Source organism: Streptomyces sp. HUAS TT11, from assembly GCF_051553595.1.
In the GTDB taxonomy this organism is placed as follows: domain Bacteria; phylum Actinomycetota; class Actinomycetes; order Streptomycetales; family Streptomycetaceae; genus Streptomyces.
Genome location: NZ_CP196184.1, coordinates 2,438,767 through 2,463,956 on the forward strand (window position 1 = coordinate 2,438,767; position 25,190 = coordinate 2,463,956).

At 72.3% G+C, this 25,190-nt stretch carries 21 protein-coding genes; 6 read left to right on the forward strand and 15 right to left on the reverse strand.

Features of this window, described 5'->3' with window-relative positions:
• Positions 1-3: 3 nt before the first annotated feature.
• The gene (locus ACSHXN_RS11000) at positions 4-741 is read left to right on the forward strand and encodes a sirohydrochlorin chelatase (protein WP_355135891.1); all 738 of its coding nucleotides are present in this window, start codon (positions 4-6) and stop codon (positions 739-741) included.
• Between the two features lie 57 nt (positions 742-798).
• Here the strand turns inward: ACSHXN_RS11000 and ACSHXN_RS11005 are convergent, their stop codons facing one another.
• From ACSHXN_RS11005 to ACSHXN_RS11020, 4 genes are all read right to left on the reverse strand, one after another.
• On the reverse strand, positions 799-1,416 hold the full coding sequence (locus ACSHXN_RS11005; protein ID WP_355135889.1) for a mycothiol-dependent nitroreductase Rv2466c family protein: 618 nt from the start codon (positions 1,414-1,416) through the stop codon (positions 799-801).
• Between the two features lie 55 nt (positions 1,417-1,471).
• Entirely contained in the window at positions 1,472-2,080 is a 609-nt protein-coding gene (locus ACSHXN_RS11010; RefSeq protein WP_438303012.1) for a TIGR03086 family metal-binding protein, read from the reverse strand.
• A gap of 9 nt (positions 2,081-2,089) precedes the next feature.
• A complete protein-coding gene (locus tag ACSHXN_RS11015) occupies positions 2,090-3,151 on the reverse strand; it encodes a ketopantoate reductase family protein (RefSeq protein ID WP_355135885.1) in 1,062 nt (353 codons plus the stop codon).
• A gap of 114 nt (positions 3,152-3,265) precedes the next feature.
• Entirely contained in the window at positions 3,266-3,820 is a 555-nt protein-coding gene (locus tag ACSHXN_RS11020; RefSeq protein WP_356110528.1) for a DUF1697 domain-containing protein, read from the reverse strand.
• Between the two features lie 253 nt (positions 3,821-4,073).
• Between ACSHXN_RS11020 and ACSHXN_RS11025 the strand changes: the two genes are divergently transcribed.
• Complete coding sequence (locus tag ACSHXN_RS11025) at positions 4,074-6,350, forward strand: MMPL family transporter (protein WP_438303013.1); 2,277 nt, start codon at positions 4,074-4,076, stop codon at positions 6,348-6,350.
• A 223-nt stretch (positions 6,351-6,573) separates the two neighbouring features.
• On the forward strand, positions 6,574-7,437 hold the full coding sequence (locus tag ACSHXN_RS11030) for a phosphotransferase enzyme family protein (protein ID WP_355135879.1): 864 nt from the start codon (positions 6,574-6,576) through the stop codon (positions 7,435-7,437).
• Positions 7,438-7,451: 14 nt separating this feature from the next.
• Here ACSHXN_RS11030 and ACSHXN_RS11035 read toward each other — a convergent pair whose 3' ends face one another.
• The 4 genes from ACSHXN_RS11035 to ACSHXN_RS11050 all read right to left on the reverse strand — a co-directional run bounded on the left by ACSHXN_RS11035 (position 7,452) and on the right by ACSHXN_RS11050 (position 11,849).
• On the reverse strand, positions 7,452-8,174 hold the full coding sequence (locus ACSHXN_RS11035; protein ID WP_355135877.1) for a 3'-5' exonuclease: 723 nt from the start codon (positions 8,172-8,174) through the stop codon (positions 7,452-7,454).
• Positions 8,175-8,268: 94 nt separating this feature from the next.
• Positions 8,269-9,507 carry an SAV2148 family HEPN domain-containing protein gene (locus tag ACSHXN_RS11040; protein ID WP_355135875.1) on the reverse strand — a complete coding sequence of 413 codons (1,239 nt, stop codon included), beginning with the start codon at positions 9,505-9,507 and terminating at the stop codon, positions 8,269-8,271.
• 115 nt (positions 9,508-9,622) lie between these two features.
• On the reverse strand, positions 9,623-10,939 hold the full coding sequence (locus ACSHXN_RS11045) for a copper amine oxidase (protein WP_356292750.1): 1,317 nt from the start codon (positions 10,937-10,939) through the stop codon (positions 9,623-9,625).
• A 106-nt stretch (positions 10,940-11,045) separates the two neighbouring features.
• Positions 11,046-11,849, reverse strand: a complete 804-nt coding sequence (locus ACSHXN_RS11050) for a Tat pathway signal sequence domain protein (protein WP_355135871.1) — start codon at positions 11,847-11,849, stop codon at positions 11,046-11,048.
• A 206-nt stretch (positions 11,850-12,055) separates the two neighbouring features.
• Between ACSHXN_RS11050 and glgX the strand changes: the two genes are divergently transcribed.
• The gene (gene glgX / locus ACSHXN_RS11055; RefSeq protein ID WP_356110518.1) at positions 12,056-14,164 is read left to right on the forward strand and encodes a glycogen debranching protein GlgX; all 2,109 of its coding nucleotides are present in this window, start codon (positions 12,056-12,058) and stop codon (positions 14,162-14,164) included.
• A 341-nt stretch (positions 14,165-14,505) separates the two neighbouring features.
• Positions 14,506-16,857 carry a malto-oligosyltrehalose synthase gene (gene treY / locus ACSHXN_RS11060; protein ID WP_438303014.1) on the forward strand — a complete coding sequence of 784 codons (2,352 nt, stop codon included), beginning with the start codon at positions 14,506-14,508 and terminating at the stop codon, positions 16,855-16,857.
• 148 nt (positions 16,858-17,005) lie between these two features.
• Here the strand turns inward: treY and ACSHXN_RS11065 are convergent, their stop codons facing one another.
• From ACSHXN_RS11065 to ACSHXN_RS11075, 3 genes are all read right to left on the reverse strand, one after another.
• Positions 17,006-17,443 (reverse strand): SSI family serine proteinase inhibitor, encoded by a 438-nt coding sequence (locus ACSHXN_RS11065; RefSeq protein ID WP_355135865.1) that lies wholly within the window; start codon positions 17,441-17,443, stop codon positions 17,006-17,008.
• A complete protein-coding gene (locus tag ACSHXN_RS11070; protein ID WP_356110514.1) occupies positions 17,440-18,765 on the reverse strand; it encodes a M14 family zinc carboxypeptidase in 1,326 nt (441 codons plus the stop codon). Before ACSHXN_RS11070 ends, ACSHXN_RS11065 begins: the two co-directional genes overlap by 4 nt.
• A gap of 307 nt (positions 18,766-19,072) precedes the next feature.
• On the reverse strand, positions 19,073-19,624 hold the full coding sequence (locus tag ACSHXN_RS11075; protein ID WP_355135861.1) for a DUF1707 and FHA domain-containing protein: 552 nt from the start codon (positions 19,622-19,624) through the stop codon (positions 19,073-19,075).
• A gap of 170 nt (positions 19,625-19,794) precedes the next feature.
• Here ACSHXN_RS11075 and treZ point away from each other — a divergent pair, with 170 nt between their 5' ends.
• Positions 19,795-21,540 carry a malto-oligosyltrehalose trehalohydrolase gene (gene treZ, locus ACSHXN_RS11080; RefSeq protein ID WP_438303015.1) on the forward strand — a complete coding sequence of 582 codons (1,746 nt, stop codon included), beginning with the start codon at positions 19,795-19,797 and terminating at the stop codon, positions 21,538-21,540.
• Between the two features lie 45 nt (positions 21,541-21,585).
• On the opposite strand, the gene ACSHXN_RS11085 is transcribed toward treZ, so the two are convergent.
• The 4 genes from ACSHXN_RS11085 to ACSHXN_RS11100 all read right to left on the reverse strand — a co-directional run bounded on the left by ACSHXN_RS11085 (position 21,586) and on the right by ACSHXN_RS11100 (position 25,182).
• Entirely contained in the window at positions 21,586-22,503 is a 918-nt protein-coding gene (locus ACSHXN_RS11085; protein WP_438303016.1) for an aminoglycoside phosphotransferase family protein, read from the reverse strand.
• A 102-nt stretch (positions 22,504-22,605) separates the two neighbouring features.
• Positions 22,606-23,751 carry a M24 family metallopeptidase gene (locus ACSHXN_RS11090; protein ID WP_438303017.1) on the reverse strand — a complete coding sequence of 382 codons (1,146 nt, stop codon included), beginning with the start codon at positions 23,749-23,751 and terminating at the stop codon, positions 22,606-22,608.
• A gap of 33 nt (positions 23,752-23,784) precedes the next feature.
• Positions 23,785-24,630, reverse strand: coding sequence for a GMC family oxidoreductase N-terminal domain-containing protein (locus ACSHXN_RS11095; RefSeq protein ID WP_438303018.1), 846 nt, complete (start codon positions 24,628-24,630; stop codon positions 23,785-23,787).
• Between the two features lie 171 nt (positions 24,631-24,801).
• Positions 24,802-25,182, reverse strand: coding sequence for a winged helix-turn-helix transcriptional regulator (locus ACSHXN_RS11100; protein ID WP_355135853.1), 381 nt, complete (start codon positions 25,180-25,182; stop codon positions 24,802-24,804).
• Between the last annotated feature and the right edge of the window lie 8 nt (positions 25,183-25,190).

Below are 25,190 nucleotides of genomic sequence, written 5' to 3' on the forward strand. Positions count from 1 at the left end.
CCCATGCACAAGCCGGTTCTCCTCGTCATCGCCCACGGCAGCCGCGATCCGCGGCACGCCGCGACCGTGCACGCCCTCGTGCGGCGGGTACGGTCGCTGCGGCCCGGGCTGCGCGTGGAGACCGGCTTCCTGGACTTCAACGTCCCGTCCGTGCAGGGGGTGCTCGAGTCCCTCGCGGCCGAGGGCGTCAGGGACGTGGTGGCGCTGCCCCTCCTGCTGACCCGGGCCTTCCACGCGAAGGCCGACATCCCGGCGGTCCTGAGCCAGGCACCGCCCCGGCTGCGGATCCGGCAGGCGAACGTGCTGGGACCCTCACCCCTGCTGCTGCGCGCCCTCGAACGGCGTCTGCGGGAAGCGGGGCTGCGGCCCGCCGACCGGCCCTGCACCGGAGTCGTGCTGGCGTCGGCGGGATCCACCGACCCGGAGGCGATCGCAGTGATCGCAGAAATCGCGCGGGAGTGGCGGCACACCGGTTGGTGCGCCGTGCGGCCTGCGTTCGCCTCCGCATCCCTTCCGCGCACCGAGGACGCGGTGCGCGAACTGCGGGCGTCGGGCTGTGCGCGGGTGGCCGTGGCCCCGTACGTCCTCGCCCCCGGGTTCCTGCCGGACCGCATCGCCCGCGGCGCCGCCGGGGCGGACGTCCTGGCCGCGGTACTCGGCCCGGCACGGGAGGTGGCCAGGGTGGTGCTGGAACGGTACGACGAGGCACGGCTGCCGATGGTGACGGCCCTCGGAGCCTGAGCCCGGGCGTGCCGGGCGGCCGTGCCGCAGGTCGCCCCCGGCCGTGCGCTCGTCGGCTCAGCCGAAGCGCAGTCCCCCGGTCCTGGTGCGTTTGAGCTCGAAGAAGTCGGGGTGCGCCGCCAGGACCCGGAAGCTGTCGAAGAGTTCGGCCGCTCGCGCGCCTCGCGGAACGGCGCGCAGGACCGGTCCGAACCACACCGCACCGTCGACATGAAGGGTGGGCGTCCCCACGTAACCGCCCGAGTCGGGCTCGGCTCCGGCGTCATGGCTGCGGCGCACGGCCTCGTCGTATGCCGGGTCGTGCGCGGCCGCGGCGAGGTCGGCCGCGAGCCCGAGTTCGGCGAGGGACTCGGTCACCACCGCGTCGAAGTCCTCCGCCCCGCGCTCGTGGATCCGGGTGCCGAAGGCCGTGTACAGGTCCCTCAGCACCTTCTCGCCGTACCGTTCGGACGCGGCCACGGCCACGCGCACCGGGCCGATCGACTTGTCGACCAGCTCCCGGTACCAGGCCGGGAGTTCATTGCCGAGGTTGTGCAGGTGGAGGCTCATCGCATGGAAGCGGAGGTCGAGCGGCCGCTCGCGCTCGACCTCCAGCAGCCAGCGGGAGGTGATCCAGGCGAAGGGGCAGGCGGAGTCGAACCAGAAGTCGACACGAGGAGCCGAGTCGTTTGTCATGCCGTCGAGACTAGGCTCCAAGTGGTACAGAATCTCGATCCAATTCGGCGATTTCTCAGTGGTCCACTTTGCCCATGGGCCGCTGCCGCGGATCCCGTCCGCTCGCCGCCAGCGCACGCTCGAACACGGGAGCGTCGTCGGCGACGGCGACCGGGTCCGCGAAGCCGTCGTACCGGCGGTAGAGGCCGCCGTGCGTCTCGACCACGTCCAGCACCAGCCGGCCCGCGCCCTCCGAGACCCGGTACTCCTGGCCGGTGGCCATCGCGACGTCCCAGCCGTGGACCGCCATCTCCTTGACGACCATCGCCGCCAGCCCGGCCGCCTCCATCCTCGCCATGCCGAGGTCGATCTCGCCCTCCCACACGGCGGGGTCGTCCCAGGCGGCGACGGCGCGGTCGAGCTGGGCGGCGTACGCCTGCGCCCAGCCCGGATCCGCGGTGAAGTCGCGTGCGGTCAGCTCCTCGGAGAGCGGGGTGCGCAGGGCGCGGTGCTCCAGACCGTGGGAGGTGTAGAGAACCCAGTGGTTCACCAGGGCACGGACGTCCCAGGCGGGGCAGTGGGTGGGCTCGGGCAGCTGCGCCGCCCGGACTCCGCGGGCCACACGGGCGGCCTCGGCCGCGCATTCGACCATGTAGGGGTGCACGTTCTTGTACGGATCGCTCATGCCTCCACGCTAGGAACGCGCCGCATGATCCTCTTGAACAAACGCGACAGCCTCGTCCCCGGCCGCCGCCACCGCCTCGTCCGCACGGCGTACCAGCTCCGCCACCGGTAGCGACCCGGCCGGCCGCCGTTCACGCGCGAACGTGGTGGCGAGCCGTTGCAACAGCTCGTTCAGCGGGGTCGGCACGCCGTGCAGCCGGCCCAGCAGGACGATCTCGCCGTTGAGATGGTCGGCCTCGATCGTGCCCGTGCCACGGGTGAGGGACTGCCAGGAGGAGCCGCCGCCCCGCGCGGTCCCCTCCAGCGGCTGCAGCCGCACCTTGTCATCACGCGCCTGCTGTTGTTCCCGCATGCTCGCGTACGGGATCCCGGCCGCCCCGAGCACCGACTCGCCCTCCGCGCGGACCCGTTCGTACAGCCGCCGCGCCTCCTGCCCGTCGATCGGACCGCTCACGGCCTCGACGGCGTTGGCGAGGTTGCCCAGCAGCTTGGCGTACTGCCAACGCGTCACGTCCGCCGCCAACGGGGCCTCGAAGCGGGCGCTCTCCAGATCGGCCGCGATCCGGCGGGCGGTGTCGTCGATGCCGTGGGGGTGGCGTCCCAGGTGCAGGATGCCGGTGAGCGGGGCGCCGGCCGCGGAGACGACCCCCGGTTCCACGAAGGTCGACGGCAACCAGACGCAGACGCCGTACACATGGCGGAAGCGGCGCAGGGCGATCCGCTGGCTCTCGACGCCGTTCTGCGCGCAGACCACCGGCAGCCGTTCGGCCGCCGTCCCGCCGCCCGCCACGGGTGCCGCGCCCCAGGTGTCCAGCGCGGCCTCGCTGTCCTGCGTCTTGACGGCCAGCACCAGTACGTCGTCCGTGCGCAACTCGCCGAGTGCGTCCGGACCTTCGACGGCGGGGAGCCGGAGGACACGTTCGCCGTCCGGGGCGCGGAAGCGCAGCCCGTCCGCCACGATCGCCGCGTGGTGTGCACCCCGGGCGACCAGGACCACCTGGTGCCCGGCCTCCGCGAGCCGCGCCCCGATCGTTCCGCCGACCGCCCCGGCTCCGATGATGATGTAGCGCATGCCGACGAGCCTCGCACAGGCCGGGACGGCCCCGCTCTCGGGGGGCCCGGGCGGTCTGCGGCGGCTTCAGGGCCCGGGGGCGCCCGGTGTCACGGCCTCTCGTCGGGGGCCGGATCACCCCTGGACGGCGGTGAGGTCGACGAGCTTGACGACCGTGTTCCAGTTCCGTGTGGTGGCGATCAGCCCTTTGCTCAGCCGGGGCTTGGCGAGATGTCCGGCGAGCCTGGAGCGGCCGAGTCCGTCCGGCGCGTACAGGTACAGAGCCCGGTCGCCGAGCCGGAACTCCTCGGGGTGGTAGGCAGCGGGGTCGATCTCCGCGAAGCGCGCCGCCTCCACCGGCTCCGAGAAGTACGTGACGTGCAACTGCTTGGCCTCCAACTCCGCGGCCGGGAACGGACAGGCCTCCATGACCGCCTTCAGATAGGCATGGTCGCGCACGATGACGTCCACGGAGAATCCGAAGCGCTTCCCGATCGCCTCCGCGAGTTCGGCCGCGAGGGATTCCTCGTCACCGAGGTCGGCGGCGAAGACCGCCTGACCGCTCTGGAGATGGGTACGGACGCCGTCATGGCCGAGCCCCTCCATGACGGTGCGCAGCTCGGCCATCGGCAGCTTCTTGCTGCCGCCCACGTTGATCCCGCGCAGCAGCGCCGCGTACATCGTCGTCATCGCACCACCATAGGCCGGGCGCCCGCGACCGCGCGGGGGTCCCGCGACCCCGATCCCCACCCCCGAGAACCCCGACTGCGTGTAAGGGGTCGCGGTCCTCCCTGGTGGTGAGCCGGGGGCGTCCGAGCGGATGAGCCGGACCGGTCCCGGTTCGTCGAGGAGCACGACGAGTCCTTCTTATGCCGCGCCTACCTTCGAAACGAACGGTGACGGCAGCGGGCCGTCACCCGCACCGAGGGGGGACGGGCCCGTCATGGGGAACGGAGTTACGCGGGTACGGGGCATCGCCGCCCGGGCCGGCGGCTGGAGCGCCCGGCACCGATGGGCTGCCGTCGGCATCTGGCTGCTGTTCGTCGTCCTGGCCATGACCATCGGCTCGGCGGCCGGCCGTGTGGACGTCAGGGACAGCGACGAGCTCACGGGCGAGACGCACACCGCCGCCAGGATCATCGAGGACGCCGGCATCAAGGAGCCGGCGGGCGAGTCCGTCCTGATCCAGGCCAAGGGCGGCGGTATCACGGCCACCGACCCTCGGTTCCGCGCCACCGTCACCGCGGTCGTGCGGGCCGTCGAGAAGACCGGCCGGGTGACGGACGTGATGTCGCCCTACGACTCGAAGTCCATCTCGAAGGACGGCCGCAGCGCGCTCGTGCGGTTCGACATGCGCGGTGACGCCGACACCGCGGGCGACCGGGTCGAGCCGGTGCTCGAGGCCGTCGCGGGGGTTCAGAAGGACCACACGGAGCTGCGGGTCGAGGAGATCGGCGGCGCCAGCATGCAGAAGACGTTCTCCGACGCCTTCGGCGACGACTTCGCGCAGGCGGAGTACTCCGCCGTGCCGGTGGCACTCGGCATCCTGCTGATCGCCTTCGGCGCCGTCGTCGCGGCGCTGCTGCCGGTGGCGCTGGCGATCACCGCGATCGTCGCGACGATGGGCCTGATGGGCATCGTCAGCCATCTGCAGCCGATGAACGACACCGCCAACTCCGTGATGCTGCTGGTGGGTCTGGCCGTCGGTGTCGACTACTGCCTGTTCTACCTGCGGCGTGAGCGCGAGGAGCGGGCGGCCGGCCGCGATCCTGCCACCGCCCTCCAGATCGCCGCCGCAACCAGCGGACGCGCCATCATCGTCTCCGGCGTCACGGTGTGCGTCGCCATGGCGGGCATGCTGTTCACCGGCATCGCCACGTTCGAGGCCATGGGGCTGGCCTCGCTGATGGTCGTGGCGGTCGCCATGGTCGGTTCGGTGACGGTGCTGCCCGCGCTGCTGTCCCTCCTCGGTCACCGGGTCGAGAAGGGCCGTATCCCGTTCCTGCACCCCGAGAAGCGCCGTGCGCGCAACGCCCGGCGCGGCCGGTCCGCGGAGGAGGGCAGCCGGCTGTGGGCGGCCGTGCTCAAGGTCGTGCTCGCCAGGCCCGCCGTCTCCCTGGTCGTCGCGGCCGGAGCGCTGCTGGCGATCATGGCTCCCGCCCTCGGCATGAAGACCCAGAACCTGACGCTCGACCAGGAGTTCGGCGACCGGCTGCCCATCGTCGCCACCTACAACCGGGTCAACGAGGCGTTCCCCGGCGGTTCCGAACCCGCCGAGGTCGTCGTCAAGGCGAACGACATCAACGCCGCCGAGGTGCGGTCCGCGCTGGCCGCCTTCCGAGCGGAGGCGATCAGTTCGGGGGCGTCCCGAGGCCCGATCGACATCAAGCTGCACGGTGCGCAGAACGTGGCCCTGATCTCCGTCCCGCTGGTCGGCGGATCCGATCTGGACAAGGCCGGCAGGAGCCTGGACCTGTTGCGCGACCGGGTACGTCCGGACACGCTCGGCAGGGTCGAGGGGGTGCAGGCGCCGATCACCGGTCAGGTCGCCGGCTCCGCGGACTTCAACGACCAGCTCGTCGGCTCGGTGGTTCCGGTCTTCGCGTTCGTCGTGGTCTTCGCCTTCCTGTTGATACTCGTGTCGTTCCGCTCCCTGACGATCGCGATCACGTCGATCGCGCTCAACCTGCTGTCCGTCGGCGCGGCCTACGGCATCCTGGTCGCCGTCTTCCAGCACGGCTGGGGGGCGTCGCTGGTGGGCGCCGAGGGAGTGGGCGCCATCATCACCTGGCTGCCGCTGTTCCTGTTCGTCATCCTGTTCGGGCTGTCGATGGACTACCACGTGTTCGTGGTCTCCCGGATCCGTGAGGCGCGCCTGCGGGGCCGGACGACCAAGGAGGCGATCACGCACGGTGTGGTGACCACGGCGGGGGTCGTGACCAGTGCCGCCGTCATCATGGTCGCCGTCTTCGCGATCTTCGGCACGCTGTCCATGCAGTCCATGAAGCAGATGGGCGTGGGCCTGGCCGCCGCCGTGCTCATCGACGCGACGGTCATCCGGGGCGTGCTCCTCCCCTCGGTGATGGCGCTGCTCGGCGAGCGCAACTGGTATCTGCCGAAGTGGCTGCACCGGCTGCCGGACCTCAGCCACGACGAGTCGTCCCCGGCGGTGTCCCCGCCCCCGCCGCCGGCCGTGGAGGGCGAGAAGGTCGGGGTCTGATGGTCCCCGGGTGACGCTGTACGTGGCCGGGGTGGGTCGGGGCACCCCGGCCGCACCGCCGTGCGGGAACCAGGGGCCCGCCGTCTTCGTGTCCGGCGCGGCCACCGGTGCCACCGCCCGCCCGGGCACACGGTCCGACCAGTGCGAATGCGACACTTGCCGACGGGTGGCGGGCGTCCGGCGCCATCGGTGGTCGGCACGACGACGGGACACGGAGGCGGCGATGGACGAGGCAAGGGCGCGCGGGGTACTGGCCGCGGCAGCCGTACTGCCGGACCGGGCGGCGGACGCGCGGCTCCTCGCCCTGGGAGAGAACGCGGTGTTCGCGGTGGGCGAGCTCGTGGTCAAGGTGGGCCGCGACGCCGAACTCCTCGACCGCGCACGACGGGAACTGGACATCGCCCTCTGGCTCGCCGCGGAGGGTGTCCCCGCGGTGCGTGCCGCCGAACCCGAGGCACTGCTGGTGGACGGCCACCCGGTGACGGTGTGGCACCGGCTGCCCGATCCCGTACGTCCGGCCGAGGCACGGGATCTGGCCGAACTGCTGCGGATCGTGCACGCGCTCCCCACCCCCTCCTTCCCGCTGCCGCAGCGAGAGCTGCTGGGCGGTGTGGAGCGCTGGCTGCGGCTGGCCGGCGACGCCGTCGACCCGGCGGACGCGGCGTATCTGCGTGAGCGCCGGGACGGCTTCGCGGCGGCCGCCGCCGCGCTGACGCCGCATCTGGTGCCCGGGCCGATCCACGGCGACGCGCTGCCCCGCAATGTGCACATCGGACCGGACGGTCCGGTCCTGGTCGATCTGGAGACCTTCTCGGCCGACCTGCGCGAGCACGACCTGGTGGTCATGGCTCTCTCCCGTGACCGCTACGGGCTCCCGGCCGAGGCCTACGACTCCTTCACGAAGACGTACGGCTGGGATGTGCGCGCGTGGGCGGGATGCTCCGTGCTCCGCGGCGCACGCGAAACCGCCAGTTGCGCCTGGGTCGCCCAGCACGCGCCGAGCAACCCCGCGGCGCTCGCCGAGTTCCGGAGGAGGGTGGCCTCACTGCGGAACGGGGACGAGACGGTCCGCTGGCACGCCTTCTGAGGCCGGCCTCCGGATCAGGCCCGCTGCCCCGCCGCCTCCCGCAGCGGCCAGGTGCCGTCCACCACCGCCTCCGTGTCGCCCTTGCCACGCAGAAAGTCCTGGAAGTCCGCCGCCCAGGCCGCGTACCACTCGATCTGCCGGCGGTGCAGCTCCGCCGGCCCGAACGCCGCGATCTTCGGGTGGCGGCCTGCTATCGCCCCCGCGAGCCGGGCGGCGGCCAGAGCGTCCGCCGCGGCGTCGTGCGCCGCGTCCAGCGCGACGCCGTACTCCGTGCAGACCGCTTCGAGGTTGCGCTTGCCGCGGCGATAGCGGTCGGCCCACCGGTCGATGGTGTAGGGATCGATCACAGGGCCCGGTTCCGCGCCGCCCAGACGGTCGCGCAGGGACGGCAGCCCGTGCCGCCGCAACTCGGCGGAGAGCAGGGTCAGGTCGAAGGCCGCGTTGTAGGCGACGACCGGGACGCCCGTCTTCCAGTAGGTCACCAGAACGTCCGCGATCGCGTCGGCGACCCGGTCCGCCGGTCGGCCCTCGGCCGCCGCACGCTCCGTGCTGATCCCGTGCACCGCGACCGCGTCCGCCGGGATCTCCACGCCGGGGTCCGCCAGCCAGTCCCGGCGTCCCAGCGGCTGCCCGTCCCGGACCTCGATCACCGCGCCCGTGACGATGCGCGCCTCGTACGGGTCGGTGCCGGTGGTCTCCAGGTCGAAGCCGATCAGCAGCTCTCGGTGCCAGGCCATGGCGGCCCCCCTTCTCGGTGGTGCTTTCCCCCAGTGGTCTCCACCCTCCCACGCGCCACTGACAATCCGAGGACCGCCTTCCGCATGGGACCGTTCACGACACGGGGCGCGAATCCGCCCAAGCCACCTCGAACTCCTCGCGGTAGGTCGGGAACAGGCCGCCCTCCTCCGCCTGGTCCGACCTGACGACCCGGTTGCCGTTGCGCAGCACGAGCACGGGAGCCTCCATACCGCGGGTGCGCCGCAGATAGGACTGGACGACCGCGATCCCGTCCGCGCCGTCCCCGTCCACCAGGTAGGCCGTGAAGCGGGGGGTCTCGTCGAAGACCTGGATCTCGAAGGCGTCCGGGTCGCGCAGCTTCGAGCGCACCCGGCGCATGTGCAGGATGTTCATCTCGACGGCGCGGCTCAGCTCACCCTTTCTGATGCCCAGCTCCCGCTCACGCCGCTTGACGGCGCTGGATGCGGGGTTGAGGAAGAGCAGCCGCGCACGGCAGCCGGACTCGGCGAGCCGCACCAGCCGGCGGCCGGAGAAGTTCTGCACCAGCAGATTGAGGCCGATACCGATGGCGTCCAGGCGGCGGGCGCCGCCGAAGATGTCCTCGGCGGGGAACTGACGCAGCAGCCGCACCCGGTCCGGGTGGACGGCCACCAGGTCCGCGTACCGGTCGCCCACCAGGTCCTCGACCGCGTCGACGGGCAGGCGCCGCGCCGAGGGCACGTCGCCGCCCGCGCCGAGGATCTCGAGCAGCCGTGCCGAGGCACGCTCGGCCTGCGCGAGCACCGCCTCCGACAGGGCCCGGTTGCGGGAGACCACGTTCCGGGTCACTTCCAGCTCGTCCAGCGCGAGTTCGACGTCCCGGCGCTCGTCTATGTACGGCTCGAAGCACGGCCAGTGCTGCACCATCAGCTCACGCAGCTGAGGCAGCGTCAGAAAGCTGAGCACGTTGTCGTCGGCGGGGTCGAGCAGATAACCCTTGCGGCGGCTGACCTCGCGCACCGCGACGGCCCGCTGCACCCACTCCTGGCCGGCCGGCCCGGCCGCGGCGACCACCCAGTCGTCCCCGTGGACGGGTTCGTAGATGGGGCGGAGAACAGCGGCCACGACCGCGCGCAGCCGCTGTTCCACCAGGTTCAGCCAGATGTAGGCCCGCCCCGCACGCTGGGCGCGGGTGCGTACCTCGCGCCACGCGTCGGCATTCCAGTCCAGTTCCGGTCCGATGGATCCCATTTCCATGGGCCGTGCCAGGGACACCGCCCCGGGCGGGACATCCGCGGAGTTCCCCTCGTGACCCTCGTCACCAGGGGGAAGCTCCAGCCCTCCCGAGCCCACCCGCGCACCGCCTTCCGCTCCCCCGAGCCTCCCCAGGGGCCAGGCCCCAGCCAACGATCAAGGAAGAGTACTCCGGGAGCGCTGCGCGGTGCAGCCGGATGCACAGGGTCGTTTCTCAACTACCGCTTTCCACACGTCCGTTCTGATCCGCCAGGGCGGCCGGCGTGAGCGGGTTCATAGCCGTGACGTCGCGCGGAGCGATGGAGAAGCCCTGCCAGTGGACGGGCATGGGCTGCTGGTCCTCGTCGCGCGCTATGTGGTGGAAGCCGATGTTCACCCACACCACGGGGTGAGTGAGCGTCTGCCCGTTGACCCACCGGTCGACGGACGTGCCGGCTCCGGTCCCGCAGTTGCCGAGATTGTCGCTGGCGAACCGTTCGCACGCCTTGTACTCGGTGAAGTAGATGTCGTGCTTGGTGAAGCCGTGGCCCGGATACCTGGTGCTGGGCCCCGGGACGATCTCGTACGAGCGCGGGTGGCCGTCCTTGTTCCTGCCCGTGGCGCTGACGACCCGCCACCAGCGCATGTTCTTCGCGTCCCCCGCCAGTTCCCTGGTGACCTTCGTGCGGGTGGTCCTGTTGCTCGGCGCCTGGGCTCCCCGCGCCGGCGGACTGACCACGGAGTCGTACTGCTCCACCTTGCCCTTCGACGAGCCGTCGAGACCGAAGTCGAGCCGCCAGAAGACGTTGTGACTGTGGCTCGTGGCGTACGCCCGGGCGCCTTTGCCGATCGGCCAGCCGCGGCCGTCGCCCGCGTCGTAGTCGAAGGGCGAGAGACTGCCCGTGGCGCCGACGTTCATGTTCACCGTGCCGTCGTCCTGGAAGCGCCACTCGGTGATGTACTCGTACCAGCCGACCTTGTTGACGGTGTAGACCAGCAGATCCCTGCCCTGGGCCTGGTAGACCTTGTTCCCCGTGTCGCTCTGCATGCGGTAGGCGTGGCCGCGCGAACGGGTCGTGGTGCACAGGCCGTCGACGTTTGGGTGCTGCGGGTCCCAGGCGTTCGGCACCTTGACGGTCCTGATCGTGCCGCCTGGGCACTCGCCCGGCGCCATGGCGGACAGACCCTGCGCGAAGCCGGCGCCCGTCAGATCGCTGTACTCGACCGAGCCGTCGTCGTAGGGGACGTCGATCTGGGCCAGCCGCGCGCTGTTGAGGACCTTGATCGGGCGGCTCTCACCCGGGGGCCGGTAGGACACGTGTTCAAGAACGAGACCGGCGTTGCCGTCGTAGCGCCAGCACATCCGCCAGATGGTGCCGGTGGAGAGCTTCTGCTCGATCCGGTACGCGGCGCTGCACTCGGCGGCGGCCGGGGCCGGGGCCCTGTGCTCCGCGTGGGCCGGTGCGGCCGAGCTGCCGCCGAGGGCCAGTCCGGCCGCCGCGAGGCCGGTCAGAGCCTGCCTGCGGGCATGACTGATTCTGTTCGCACGCATGACGAAGTGACTCCTCTTGCACAGATGGGAAAGGACGAGACGAAAGGGCGGGGCACCGCGCCGCAGAAGAGGGGAGATGTTTCCCGGGCGGGCGACGGCGTACGGCTCAGCCGAGCGTGCCGACCTTGCGGGCGCTCAGGTCGACCACGAAGGAACGGCTGTCGATCCACGCGCCGTTCGGGATCTTCGGGAGGAGCCGCACGCAGCGGTGCTCGCCGCACCTGCCGAGGACCGCGGGCTGGGCGCCCGGCGTCGCCCGGTAGACGATGCCGGTGAGCATCAGCTGGCCGGGCGAGGTGAGGTCCTTGCCGGTGGCGTCCTTGAAGTCGGCCCTCAGGCCCGCGCCGAGCGGGTCCGCGATCAGCAGTGCGGCCGCCTCGGCGTTCTCCTCACGGCCGAGGGGCGGCTGCACACCGTGCTGGATCCCCGTCCTCTCGACCGTGCCGGTGTCCAGATCGACGGTCGTCGTGACGAGGGCGTCGTCCCCGTAGTCGTAGAGCACCACGTCGGCGCGCCGGGGCGGGTCCCGGTCGTCAGGACGGTCCGCGTCCGGTTCGGCGAGGTCGACACCGAGCCGCTGCGGTCCCTTACCGCCCGCCACGTTCTCACCGGCGACGGCCTGCGGCCGGCCGAGTGCGATGCGCTCGGCCCGTTCGGCCTCGTCGTCCGTCAGCGGGTCGCTCCCGGTGCCCTTGCTCCCTTCCGCGGGTGCCTGCCGGACGACGCCGGGCGCCGGCGCGCCACCCGGCCCGTCGACCGCCCGGGCGGACCGTCCGCCGTCCTTGCCGCCCGACTCCTCCGCCGACACCGAGCCCGGCAGCGTGATGCCGACCATCACGGCGGTCCCTGCCACCGCGACGGCCGTACCCGCCACCACCTTGCCCAGATGCCTGCGCACTGTCCTGCGCACATTTCCCCCTACTCCCCCTGATTCCCCGGGAGCGGATCAGGCCTTACCGGTTCGGCACGCCTCGGATGCGCAAGTGGGTGCGCATACCGGGTATGCACTGGTCGGCCGTTAAGAGGTACGGAAGTCATAGGAGGTTCCACCACTTTCGGGCAGACTCGGCGACATGGCGCCCCACTGGGGCCAGGACAACTGGGAGAGTCGTATCCATGCAGGTCTGGCCTGGAGAGGCGTATCCGCTCGGCGCCACGTATGACGGCGCCGGAACCAACTTCGCGGTCTATTCGGAGGCCGCCGACCGGATCGAGCTGTGTCTGCTGCACGACGACGGCTCGGAGACGGCGGTGGAACTGCGGGAGACCGACGCGTTCGTACGGCACGCGTATCTGCCGGGTGTGATGCCCGGGCAGCGGTACGGCTTCCGGGTGCACGGCCCGTACGCACCCGAACGCGGGCTGCGCTGCAACTCGGCGAAGCTGCTGCTCGACCCGTACGCACGCGCCATCAGCGGCGCGGTGAGGTGGGGCGAGGAGGTCTACGGCTACCCCTTCGGGTCGCCGGACAAGCGCAACGACCTGGACTCCGCGCCGCACACCATGACGTCCGTCGTGATCAACCCCTACTTCGACTGGGGCGACGACCGTCCGCCGCGCACCGAGTACCACCGCACGGTGATCTACGAGGCCCATGTGAAGGGCCTGACGATGTCCCATCCCGCGCTGCCCGACGAACTGCGCGGCACGTATGCGGCGCTCGCCCACCCGGCGATCCTCGAGCATCTGACGGAACTGGGCGTCACCGCACTCGAGCTGATGCCCGTACACCAGTTCGTCAACGACCACCGTCTGGTCGACATGGGCCTGAACAACTACTGGGGCTACAACACGATCGGCTTCTTCGCCCCGCACAACACGTACGCCTCCTGGGGCGACCGGGGCCAGCAGGTCCTGGAGTTCAAGTCGGCGGTCCGGGCCCTGCACGAGGCCGGCATCGAGGTCATCCTGGACGTCGTCTACAACCACACCGCGGAGGGCAACCACCTCGGCCCGACACTCTCGTTCAGGGGCCTGGACAACTCGTCGTACTACCGGCTGACCGACGACCCGCGGTACTACATGGACACCACGGGGACCGGCAACTCACTGCTGATGCGTTCTCCCCACGTACTTCAGCTGATCATGGACTCGCTGCGCTACTGGGTCACCGACATGCACGTGGACGGCTTCCGCTTCGACCTGGCGGCGACGCTGGCGCGTCAGTTCCACGAGGTGGACCGGCTGTCGTCGTTCTTCGACCTGGTGCAGCAGGACCCGGTGGTCTCCCAGGTCAAGCTGATCGCCGAGCCGTGGGACGTGGGCGAGGGCGGCTACCAGGTGGGCAACTTCCCGCCGCTGTGGACCGAGTGGAACGGAAAGTACCGCGACACCGTCCGGGACCTGTGGCGGGGCGAGCCGCGCACCCTCGCCGAGTTCGCGTCCCGGCTGACCGGCTCCTCGGACCTCTACCAGGACGACGGCCGCCGCCCGCTCGCCTCCATCAACTTCGTCACCTGCCACGACGGCTTCACGCTGCACGACCTCGTCTCGTACAACGACAAGCACAACGAGGACAACGGCGAGGACAACCGGGACGGGGAGAGCTACAACCGGTCCTGGAACAGCGGGGCCGAGGGGGACACCGACGACCGGGCGGTGCTGGACCTGAGGACGCGGCAGATGCGGAACTTCATCGCCACGCTCATGCTCTCCCAGGGTGTTCCGATGCTCAGCCACGGCGACGAGTTCGCCCGGAGCCAGCGGGGCAACAACAACGCCTACTGCCAGGACAACGAGCTGTCCTGGGTGCAGTGGCCGGAGGACGGCGGCGATCTGCTGGAGTTCACACGTGCCATGGTGTGGCTGCGCCGCGACCACCCGGTCTTCCGCAGGCGCCGCTTCTTCCACGGACGCCCGGTGCAGGGCACGCACGACGAGCTGTCCGACATCGCCTGGTTCACCCCGCAGGGCGAGGAGATGACGCAGCGCGACTGGACGTCGTCGCAGGCGGGCGCACTGACGGTGTTCCTCAACGGCAACGCGATCTCCGAGCCCGGTCCGCGCGGGGAACGGATCGCCGACGACTCGTTCCTGCTGATGTTCAACGCCTCGCCCAAACCGCTCGAATTCGTGGTTCCGGTCGACCACGGGCGCCAGTGGCAGGTGGTCGTCGACACCTCGGTCCCGGATGGGGTGACGGCGGGCACCGGCGCGAAGCTCGAGGCCGGCGGACGGCTGACGCTGATCGACCGGAGCCTGACGGTGCTTCAACGGCCCGCCTAGGGCATCGGCAACCTCGTCCACCCGGGTGGACGAGGTTGCCGGCCGCCGAAGTCCGACGGGACCGACCGTCACGAGCGCCACGCGGCCGATGCCGGATCGACCGCCTCGGGCGCCAGACGGCGCGGCCGCGCGGTACGCGGCGACGGCGCCGGCCGGGGTCCTCGACGAACGGCTGCGACCGGCGCGTTCGGTCGCCGCCGTGTCCCACGGGTGACCCGCCCGCAGGCGGCCGTCGCCCTCGACCGGGCCCGGCACTTCACGACCGGCCGCGGGCAGGGCGGAACGCAGTCGGACGGCGCGTCCGTGACAGGAAAGGCGGCAGGGCGGGTACGTAGGTTCCCATGACACCTGAGCGTTCCGCCCCGGCGGTGCCCACGGCCACCTACCGGCTCCAGCTCCAGCCGGAGTTCCCGTTCGGCGCGGCAAAGGCGGCCGTGCCGTACCTGGCCGCACTCGGCGTCTCGCACCTGCATCTGTCACCCGTGCTCGAGGCCGTCCCCGGCTCGACGCACGGCTACGACGTCGTCGACCACACGCGTGTACGGGGCGAACTGGGCGGCGAGGCGGGGCTGCGCTCCCTGGCGGCCACCGCGCGGGAGCACGGACTCGGCCTGGTCGTGGACATCGTCCCCAACCACATGGCCGCCGCACCGCGGCACAACCACGCCCTGTGGGAGGTGCTGCGGGAGGGCCCCGAGTCGCCGTACGCGCGCTGGTTCGACATCGACTGGAGTGCGCAGGGCGGGCAGCTGCTGCTGCCGGTGCTGGCGCACCGGCTCGGCGAGGAACTCGGGCATCTGAAGGTGGACGGCGACGTCCTGCGCTACCACGACCATGTCTTCCCGGTGCGCGAGGGCACCGGATCGCTGCCGCTGCCGCAGTTGCTCGACGCCCAGTGGTACCGCCCCGTGTGGTGGCGGCTCGCCCGTACCGAGCTGAACTACCGGCGGTTCTTCAGCATTTCCGAGCTCATCGGGGTGCGGGTGGAGGACCCGGAGGTCTTCGCGGCGACCCACGGCACGCTGCTGCGGCTGCTGGGCGAAGGGGTGATCGACGGCCTGCGCGTGGACCACCCGGACGGTCTTGCCGACCCGGACGCCTATCTGAGCCGCCTGCACAAGGCCACCGGCGGCCGCTGGACGGTGGTCGAGAAGATCCTCGCGGCCGACGAGCACCTGCCCGCCGCCTGGCCGGTCGCGGGCACCACGGGATACGACGCGCTGCGGCACGTGGACGGGCTGTTCACGGATCCCACCGGCGCCGACGAACTGCTCGGCCACTACCGGCGCGCGGCGGGACCGCCGGACGACCGGGGCGGCCGCTGGGCACCGACCCTGCGGCGGGCCGCGTACGAGGTGGTCACGCACGAACTGGCCACCGAGGTGGACCGCCTCACCCGCGTGGCGGGCCGGCTGTGCGCCGAGTCGCCCGACCCCGCACTGCGCGACCACGCCCCCTGGACACTGGGCACCGCACTGCGCGAACTCCTCGTCCGCCTGCACGTGTACCGCCCGTACACCTCCGCCGGCTCCGCCGCGGTCGTCACCGAGGAGGCCGCGGCCGAGGCCCGTGCCGCCTTCACGGTGCCGGAGGAGGCGCATGCCGTGGACGTCGTACGGGACCTGCTGCTGGGGCACTGGGGTGACGGGCCGCTGCACACCGAGTTCCGGTTCCGGTTCGCGCAGACCTCGTCGGCGCTGCGGGCCAAGTCCGCCGAGGACACGGCGTTCTACCGGTACGTCCCGCTGCTGTCGGCGAACGAGGTGGGCGGCGAACCAGGTGCCCCTGCGGTCCCGCCGGAGGACTTCCACGCCTACTGTGCGCGGGTGCAGCGCGACTGGCCCGTCACCGGCACCGTGCTGTCGACCCACGACACCAAGCGCAGCGCGGACGTACGGGCGGCGATCTCGGTGCTCACCCAGTGCCCGGGGCGCTGGGCGGACGTGCTGGCCGAGGTGACCGGCGCGAGCGGCGGCGCCCCAGACCCGCACCTGGTCTGGGCCGCCTGGCAGACGTACTTCGGTCTGGGGCAGGCGGCCGAGGACCGACTGACGGGAGCGCTGCTCAAGCACGTGCGGGAGGCCGGACTGCACACCACCTGGACCGAACAGGACCCCGGGTACGAGGCGGCGGTGGAGGCCTTCGTCGCGGGTGGGGCCCGCGGCGCCACGGGACGGCTCGTCCAGCACTTCCGGGACGCGACGGCCCCGCACATCCGGGCAAATGTCCTCGGGGCCGCCCTGGTCCATCTGACGATGCCGGGTGTGCCGGACCTCTACCAGGGCACGGAGGGCGAGTACCGGGCCCTGGTCGACCCGGACAACCGGACGCCGTTCACGCCGCAGGGGGGATCCTCGGACAAGGCGGAGCTCACGAGGGCCGCACTGGGGCTGCGCCGGCGGCGTCCGGAGGTCTTCGGCGCGTCGGCGGCCTACGCGCCGCTCGTGGCCGGCGGACCCGGCGCCGGGCACTGTGTGGCCTTCGTACGCTCGGGAGCGGTCCTCACGGCCGTCACCCGGCTGTCGCTGCGGCTGGCGGAGGCGGGCGGCTGGCGCGACACCACGCTCGCTCTGCCGCCGGGCCGTTGGGCCGATGTCCTCGCCCCGGAGCGGGAGTTCGAGGGACAGGTACGGGTGGCGGACCTCTTCGGGCGGCTGCCGGTGGCGCTGCTCGAGCACGCCGGCGGGCGGTGAGGGACGCCGGCGGTACGCACCTTCGTGCACCGGCCAGGCAGCTCCGGCCGTCATCGGCGCCCCGTCGTGGCGAAGACCCCTGCGCGTGCAGGTGCCTGCCCGGCGCGCAGGGCACAGGGCAGGGGGCACCCGCGCGCGGGGCGGGGGTTCAGTGCGGCAGACCCGGAACCGACGAGTCCTGGTCCACGAGCGCGAACACCTGCCCGGTGCGCGCCTCGAGGTCGCAGGTGTTGGCGAAGGTGTGGCTGTAGTCGATCTGACGGCCGTTCCACTCCCCGCGCGCGGACACCTTCACAGGGGCGTAGATCATCGGGCAGAAGACGTCGCCGGGCGGAATGCGGTCGACGTCGCCCTGCACCGCGGCGAGTTGCGAGCACGCCATGGCAGCCCTCGCATGGCCCTTGGGCGGGTCGCACGTCAGAAGCGTGCCGCGGATGTCCCGGGAACCGACGTCTCCGTCGGTGACGGTCAGGTAGAGCCAGTTGGCGGCAGGGGACGGCAGGGGAAGAGCCGGGGCCGGGGTCGCGGTGAGCAGGGCGGCAGCGGCGATCAGGGTGCCGCTCAGGGCCAGGGTCGTCTTCTTCATTCCGTATGCATCGGCACCGCGGCCCCCGGACCCCAGCCCGACTCACCCGAATGGGAACGCACGGGCGCGTACCGGCCGGCCAGTTCGAACGCGGCCAGCACCACGCGCGCCTGGTACTCGGCCTGGCGGGCGACCGGGATCCAGCGCGCGCCGTACCCCTCGCTGTAGTCGGCGCACCACATGTCGATCAGCCCGTCCAGCTCCGGCAGCACGTCGGCCGCCTCGCGCCCCGCGGCCCTGGCGAGCTGGTGCAGCAGCCCGGCGGTGCGCAGCGCGACACGGCGGCCGGAGATGCCGAGGGCGGTCAGACGGGCGGAGTCGAGCGGCGGCAGCCGGCGCTCCCCTGCGGGGTGGGTGTCGGGATCCCAGGAGTCGGCGAGACCGGGGCCGACCAGTAAATAGTCGTCCACCGGTGCCAGCAGCCGGGCGGCGTCCGGAACATGCGTCAGATGAGGGCGGATACGGGCCAGGAAGCCCTCCATGAGACGTGTGTCGTCCCGCAGTGTCCGGCTCACGGTCCGCAGCACGGCGGAGGCGTCGGCGGGCGGTGAACCGTCCTCCACGGCCGCCACCCCCCACATGGGCGCCTCCACGACCGCCGTGACGGTGCCGTAGCGGTGGGGGTGGAACCACGTCGACTCCACGGCCGCCTCCGTGATCGCGGCGGCGAGGTCGCCGCGGCGGGGCGGCGGGATGCGGTAGACGGCGGGCCCGAGGACCGGCCAGTACAGCGTGTCGTACGGGCCGAGTTCGCGGGGGATGCCGAGCCGGGCCGCGGTCTGGGCGAGCCGCTGCGCCATGCCGGGCAGATCGTGGGTCAGTTCGACGAAGCCACCGCCGACGTCGACCCCGTGCAGGGAGCACTGGAAGAACGGCCGCAGCTCGTCCTGGAGGTCGAGCAGGGCGCGGGTCTCGGGCAGGGCGGCGCGCTCCGCGCCGTCGGGCAGCCACTCGGGCTGCTCGAGGAACCCGGGGCGGAAGAAGTGCCGGAAGTACCGGCCCAGGGTGTACGGGCCGGACAGCCAGCCCTCGTTGCGCCGGGCGCCGTCGGGGTCGAGGCACAGCAGCAGGTTCCACGTCGTGTCGGACCCCGCGCCGAGCCGGGGATCGGCCAGCGCCCGTTCGGCCAGGCGCAGGACGGTGGCGCCGCCGACGGGTTCGTTGGCGTGCGGGCCGGCCACGACGAGCGCGTGGCGGCTGCCGTGCCCCACGGAGAGCAGCCACAGGGGTGTGCCGCCCCGGGACGTGCCCACGCGGCGCAGCCGGGCGTCGCGCGGACGGCGGGCGACGAGCGCGGCCGCACGGGCGCCCAGCTCGTCCACGGTCGGATAGCGGAGGAGGGGCGGCAGGGCACACCTCCACTATGTGGTGCCGTCGGTTCACCTGGTGTACATGGTGTACGCACAGTCAGTCACGGCTCGGGAGGTACGTCAACACCATCGGCGGCAGCGGCGGACGGCCCGGAGGCGGGCACGGCGGTCGGTCCGCGGACCGCGCTCCGGCGCGGTGGGCCGCACGCGGGGGCCCGCTCCGGCGCGGTGCGGAAACGGAGCGTTCCCCACCGGGCGTGGCGACCGGTCGCGCCCGAGGACTGCGGTCCCGGCCGGGGCCCGGGACGGCGACGGCCGGCTACTCCGCCGAAAGCCGGAAGGCCATCGTCCCGAAGCCGACCTGGTCACCGTCGCGCACCACCGCGGCACCGATCACCCGGCGGCCGTTGACCGTGGTGCCGTTGGTGGAGCCGAGGTCGCGCAGCACCCACAGCCCTCCCTGGTGCCTGAGTTCGGCGTGCACCCGCGAGACCGTCTCGTGGCTGAGCCGCAGACCGTTCGCCGGGTCCCGCCCGATCCGCAGCGGATAGGGGGCTCCCGGGCTCGGCAGCAGCAGCTTGGGCAGCCGTTCCGCCTGCCAGGCGCGCCGCAGCCGCACGCCGAACCCCGAGATCGCCTCGACGGTCCCGAACACCAGTCGCGACCAGCGCTTCTCGGCCGGCAGGTCGGCGACGAGCGCGGCCAGCTCGTGCGGCTGACGGGCCACCAGGGCCAGCTCCATGCGCCGGATGAACGTGTCGTGGGACAGACGTCCCAGCGCGACGCCGTCGCGGAGCGCCTTCAGCGCCCGGTCGCGGTCGGCGTCCGAGAGCCGCGCGGGATACGTGTGGAACTCGAAGGACGACGTCACGCTCGTGATTGTCGGGCAGTCGGGCCGGGGTGTCCAGAAAACGCAAATACGACCGCGTCAACACCGGAGGTGTCCCATGTGCCGAAAGGGTGGATCCGCAGGCGAATTGATCTCGATTGACGCACCATGGACGGGCTACGTCACGATGAGCAGACGAGGGGGAACCGTCCGTGCAGTTCGAGGTGTGGGCACCACAGGCCGGTCGGGTGACGCTGCACTGCGGGGGCGCCACGAGCGCACTGGTGCGCGATCCGCTGCGCGCGGGATGGTGGACCGGCGAGGCGGAGGCCGACGACGGCACGCGGTACGGATTCGCCGTGGACGACGGCCCCGTGCTGCCCGACCCACGGTCGTGCCGCCAGCCGGACGGACCGGACGGGCCGAGCGCCGTGGTCGACCACGAGCGCTACGCATGGCGGACGCAGTGGCCGGGACGCGGGCTCACGGACGCGGTGCTGTACGAGCTGCACGTGGGCACGTACACCCGTGAGGGCACGCTGGACGCGGCGGCCGAGCGGCTCGGACACCTCGCCGAACTGGGTGTCACGCACGTCGAGTTGATGCCGTTGTGCCCGTTCCCCGGGCGACACGGCTGGGGGTACGAGGGCGTGTCGCTCTGGGCGGTGCACGAGCCGTACGGCGGGCCGGAGGCGCTGAAACGGTTCGTCGACCGGGCGCACGCGCTCGGGCTCGGCGTCGTGCTGGACGTGGTCCACAACCACCTCGGCCCCTCCGGCAACCACCTGCCCGCGTTCGGCCCGTACTTCACCGAGACGCACCACACCCCCTGGGGCGCCGCCGTGAACCTGGACGCGCCGGGTTCGGACGAGGTGCGCGCGTATCTCATCGGCAGCGCGCTGGCGTGGCTGCGGAACTACCGGATCGACGGACTGCGGCTCGACGCGGTGCACGCGCTGCGCGACACGCGCGCGATCCACTTCCTGGAGGAACTGTCGTCGGCGGTGGACGCGCTGGCCGCCGACGTGGGCCGGCCGCTCTTCCTGATCGCCGAGTCCGACCTCGGCGACCCGCGGGTCGTCACCCCCCGCGCCGAGCACGGCCTCGGGCTGCACGCCCAGTGGAACGACGACTTCCACCACGCGCTGCACACCGCGCTGACCGGTGAATCGCAGGGCTACTACGAGGACTTCGCGCGCGCCCCCCTGACGGCCCTGGCCAAAACGCTGGCGGGCGGCTTCTTCCACGACGGGACCTACTCGACGTTCCGCGGCCGGCGGCACGGCCGCCCGCTGGACCGCACCCGGATCTCCGCGCACCGCCTGCTCGGTTATGCCCAGACCCACGACCAGGTGGGCAATCGTGCGCTGGGCGACCGCCTGTCGGCGTCCCTCTCCCCCGGCCTCCTGGCGTGCGCGGCGACGCTCGTGCTCACCGCCCCGTTCACTCCGATGCTGTTCATGGGCGAGGAGTGGGCCGCGGGCACACCCTGGCAGTTCTTCACCGATCACACCGATCCCGGACTCGCCGACGCCGTACGCCGGGGCAGACGCCGGGAGTTCGCCGCGCACGGCTGGGCGGAGGAGGACGTGCCCGACCCTCAGGACCCGGCGACCCGCGACCGTTCCTGCCTCGACTGGTCCGAGCCGCACCGCGAGCCCCACGCACGGGTGCTGTCCTGGTACCGCGAGCTGATCGCCCTGCGCCGCGACCAGCCCGATCTCGCCGACCCCGATCTCGAGGACGTCAAGGTCGCCCACGACGAGGACGCCCGCTGGCTCGCCTACCGCCGCGGCGACGTCCGGGTGGCGGTCAACTTCGGCAAGGAACCGGCCCGTATCCCGCTCGGCGTCACCTCCACGCGTGTACTGGCCGCATGGGAGCCCGTGCCGCCGCCCGACGCGGTCGGTGTGCTGAGCCTGCCGGGCGAGTCGTGTGTGGTTCTGATGCAGGAGTGATGCGGGTGCCGCCGGGCCCGGGTGCCATCGCATCCGGGCCTGCCGCTACGGCGTCTCCTCGCCCGGCAGTTCCGTCACCCGCTCCAGCATGATCGATTCCCAGGCGTGCAGGACCCTGCCGCGCAGGACCGGCAGCGGGGTGCCGTCCCGGCCGTCGAGCGCGCCGGCGAGGCGTACGAGTGTGTCGCAGCGGGCGAGCCACAGGCCGCGCAGACAGGGACGGGCACCGTAGCCGGCGAGGGTCGCGGCGCGGACCGCGGCGGGGGCTCCCACGGCGGCGGAGAGGGATGCGATGTCCTCGGCCGGGTCGCCGACGATCGCGTCGGTCCAGCCGAGGACGCCCCGCACCCGCCCGTCGCCGCTCACCACGAGGTGCGCCCGCCCCAGGTTGTGGTGCACCAGCACCGCCGCGCCGGACTGCACGCCCAGTTGGCGGGCGGCGGGCGCGGCGAGCTGGGCCAGCCTGCCGGGGTCGAACTCGTCCGCCTCCGCGAGCCGTCCCGCGGCGCCGGCGGCGGCCGCGCGCAGCGTCTCCAGGGACCGTGGCGCGACACGCGGGACACCGAGCGTCTCGGCCTGGCGGACCGGTACGTCACGCAGTCCGGTGAGCAGTGCCGCGAGGTCCGCCTCGCCGACCGCCGAGACGCCGGGCTCCTCGCCGGTGGTGCCGGGCAGGCGCGTGTCGAGGGTGTAGGAGAGTCCGTCGGCCCACTCGCCGCGGACCACGCTCGTCGGCACCGCGAGCGCCACGTGCGCGCGTACGAGGGAGCGCAGCCGCAGTTCGCGGAGCTGACGCAGGGAGGCCTCCCGATCGGGGGCCAGCCGCAGCACATGGCGCGTGCCGACCCACCATGTGGTCCCGCCCTCCTCGACGGGAGTCACGGCCGGCCCGTCGCCCTCGGGAAGCAGGGAACGGACCAGTCGGCGTACGGTCTCCGCCGTCGGTGTCGGTGCCTGGGTCATGATCGCGCCGTTGTCGTCTCGGATGCGTGCTGGGGGCTCCTGGGTGCCGGGTCGGCCGGGCGGCGCCGCCGCGCGGTCCCACCGCGGCCGGCCTGCGCCGTCTCAGTCGACTATCGCCATCTCGCGGGACGTCTCGTTCAGGCGCCGCCCGCCGTCCTCGGTGACCGCCACGATGTCCTCGATACGGACGCCGAAGCGATCGGGCAGATAGACGCCGGGCTCCACGGAGAAGCACGTCCCGGGGACGAGGGGCTGTTCCTCGCCTTCGATCATGTAGGGCGGTTCATGGGTGGTGACACCGATGCCGTGCCCCGTGCGGTGGATGAAGTACGCGCCGTACCCGGCGTCGTCGATGACCGCGCGGGCCGCACGGTCCACGTCCTGACACGCCGCGCCCGGCCCGACCGCCCGGAACCCGGCCTCCTGTGCGGCGCGCACGAGGTCGTGCACCTCGCGCTCCTCGTCGGTCGGCTCACCGACGTGGACGGTGCGGGAGGTGTCGGAGCCGTAGCCGTGCTTGAGACCGCCGAAGTCCAGGACGACCATGTCGCCTCGCTGGATGACACGCTCGCCGGCCTCGTGATGCGGATTGGCGCCGTTGGGGCCCGAGGCCACGATGGTGAAGTCCACCTGCGTGTGCCCGAACCGCCGCAGCAGAACGGCGAGATCCGCGGCGACCTCGCGCTCCCGGCGGCCGCCGAAGGTGACCTTCAGGATCTCCTCGTACGCCGCGTCCGCCGCCGTGCCCGCGGCCGCAAGCCGGTCCAGCTCCGCCGCGTCCTTGACGGCCCGCAGCATCGGAAGGGCGCGGGTGAGGGCGACGTGTCCGACGTCCGGGAGCCGCTCGCGCAGACCGAGCAGATGCAGGGCCCAGGCATTGTCGCTGATGCCGTACCGCCCCCGGGCCCCGAGCAGCCCGGCGGCCGCGTCGTAGGGGTCCTTGCCGTCGGTCCAGTCGCGCAGTGTCAGTGCGGGCGCGCCGGTCGCCTCCGCCGCGTCGGGCGCCTCCAGGGTGGGCACGACGAGGACGGGATCGTGTCCGGCCCGCAGCACCAGCAGGGTGAGGCGTTCGGTCTCCACCGGGCGGTATCCGGTGAGCCACACCAGATCGGGTCCGGGCGCGATCAGCAGCCCGGCGAGTCCCGCCGCGTCGGCGGCCTCGGCGGCGCGCCGCATCCGCGCCGCGTAGTCCTCCGCGGTGAAGGGCGCGGGGCCGGCCGTGTCGGGCGGCGCGGGCGTGCCGGTCATCCATACCTCCGCAGGTCCGGATCCTTCCAGGGGTTACGGGCAGCATCCTGCCCCTCCGCCGGGACGGATGCGAGCCGATTGCGGCCACGGCGTCCGCCGGGCGCCATGACCGGGTCCTGCCCCTGCCCACCGGGTCGCGCCGCGGCGCTCCGCATTTGCGCCGGCAGTCGCTCCGCCGGGGACCCCTCCGCTCCGCCGGGGACCCCTCCGCTCCGCGCGGGGTCTCCGGCGCACACCGGTTCCGTACGGTGGACCGCACGCGGGGCCGTCAGCTGCACGGCGACCGCACCCGGTACACCGACGGCCGCCGAGCGCGGCCCCAGGGCCGGTCCAGGGCCGAAGGCGGCGCGGGCGCGCGAGTCGCCGCCCTCGTGGCGCGGAACCGGGCGGAACCCTGATCCGCAACTGCGGCGTGCCGACCGTGCCCGCCGCGAGCACGACCTCGCCCTCGCCCTCGCACGCGGCCGTGTGCCGCTGTCCGCCGGCGCTGTACACCACGCCCGTGGCACGCCCGCCGTCCATCACGAGACGCTCCGCCAGGGCTCCGGTGACCACGGTGAGATTGGGCCGGTCGAGCACCGGCCTGAGGTAGGCGTCGGCGGCGCTCTGGCGCCTGCCGTCCAAGATGTTCTGATCGACCCACCCGTATCCCTCCTCCAGCCCGCTGGAGAAGTGAGGCCGGTCTCCCGATCGACGACGACCAAGTACCGCCAGGTAGGCATCATCTGATGCCTGCCTGGCCCGTCGACTGCTCGCGGCAGCGGGACCCCGGGCAAAAGTCCCTCGTTGCCGAGCGACATCAAGCGGGCGGCAGGACAGGCCGCCGTAGACAGCGCTGCGCCTCCGACGGTGCTCCGGCGCCAGCACCAGGCCGACCATCGCCCGCACAGCTCGAACAGCGCGTCCGCTCCGTGACGCGCAGCGATGCCTCAAGGGAATCGTCTGCCGCCAAATCTTCTGGGCCCTTGAGCGCGCGGACCAGAACCCGCACGAGTACGTCGAGGAACTCGCTCAAGCGGCCTGCCACGACACCACAGACTCGGGGTTTCGTCAGGCGCCGGCATCGAAACGAGCTCGTGAGCTGTGAATGTAGCTGTAGTTCTGCTGGGTCCAGCCGCATATCGCGTCGCACGCGGCGAGCAGGCCAAGGCCCGGCTCGGTGAGGTTGTACTCCACCCGCGGCGGCACGGTGGGATGCACCTTCCGGTGGACCAGGCCATCGCGTTCCAGCGTGCGCAGGTTCTGGGTGAGCATCTTGTGGCTGACGCCCTCCACCTCGTTGCGCAGTTCGCTGAAGCGCATAGTTCGCTTGCCGAGTACGTCGATGATCAGGAGCGCCCACTTGTTGGCGACGTCCGAGAAGATCTCTCGCGCGAGGGAGTCTGCGCGCCGCAGATCGGCGTCCTTGGGTACAGGGGGTGTGGTTACCATCAGGTTCC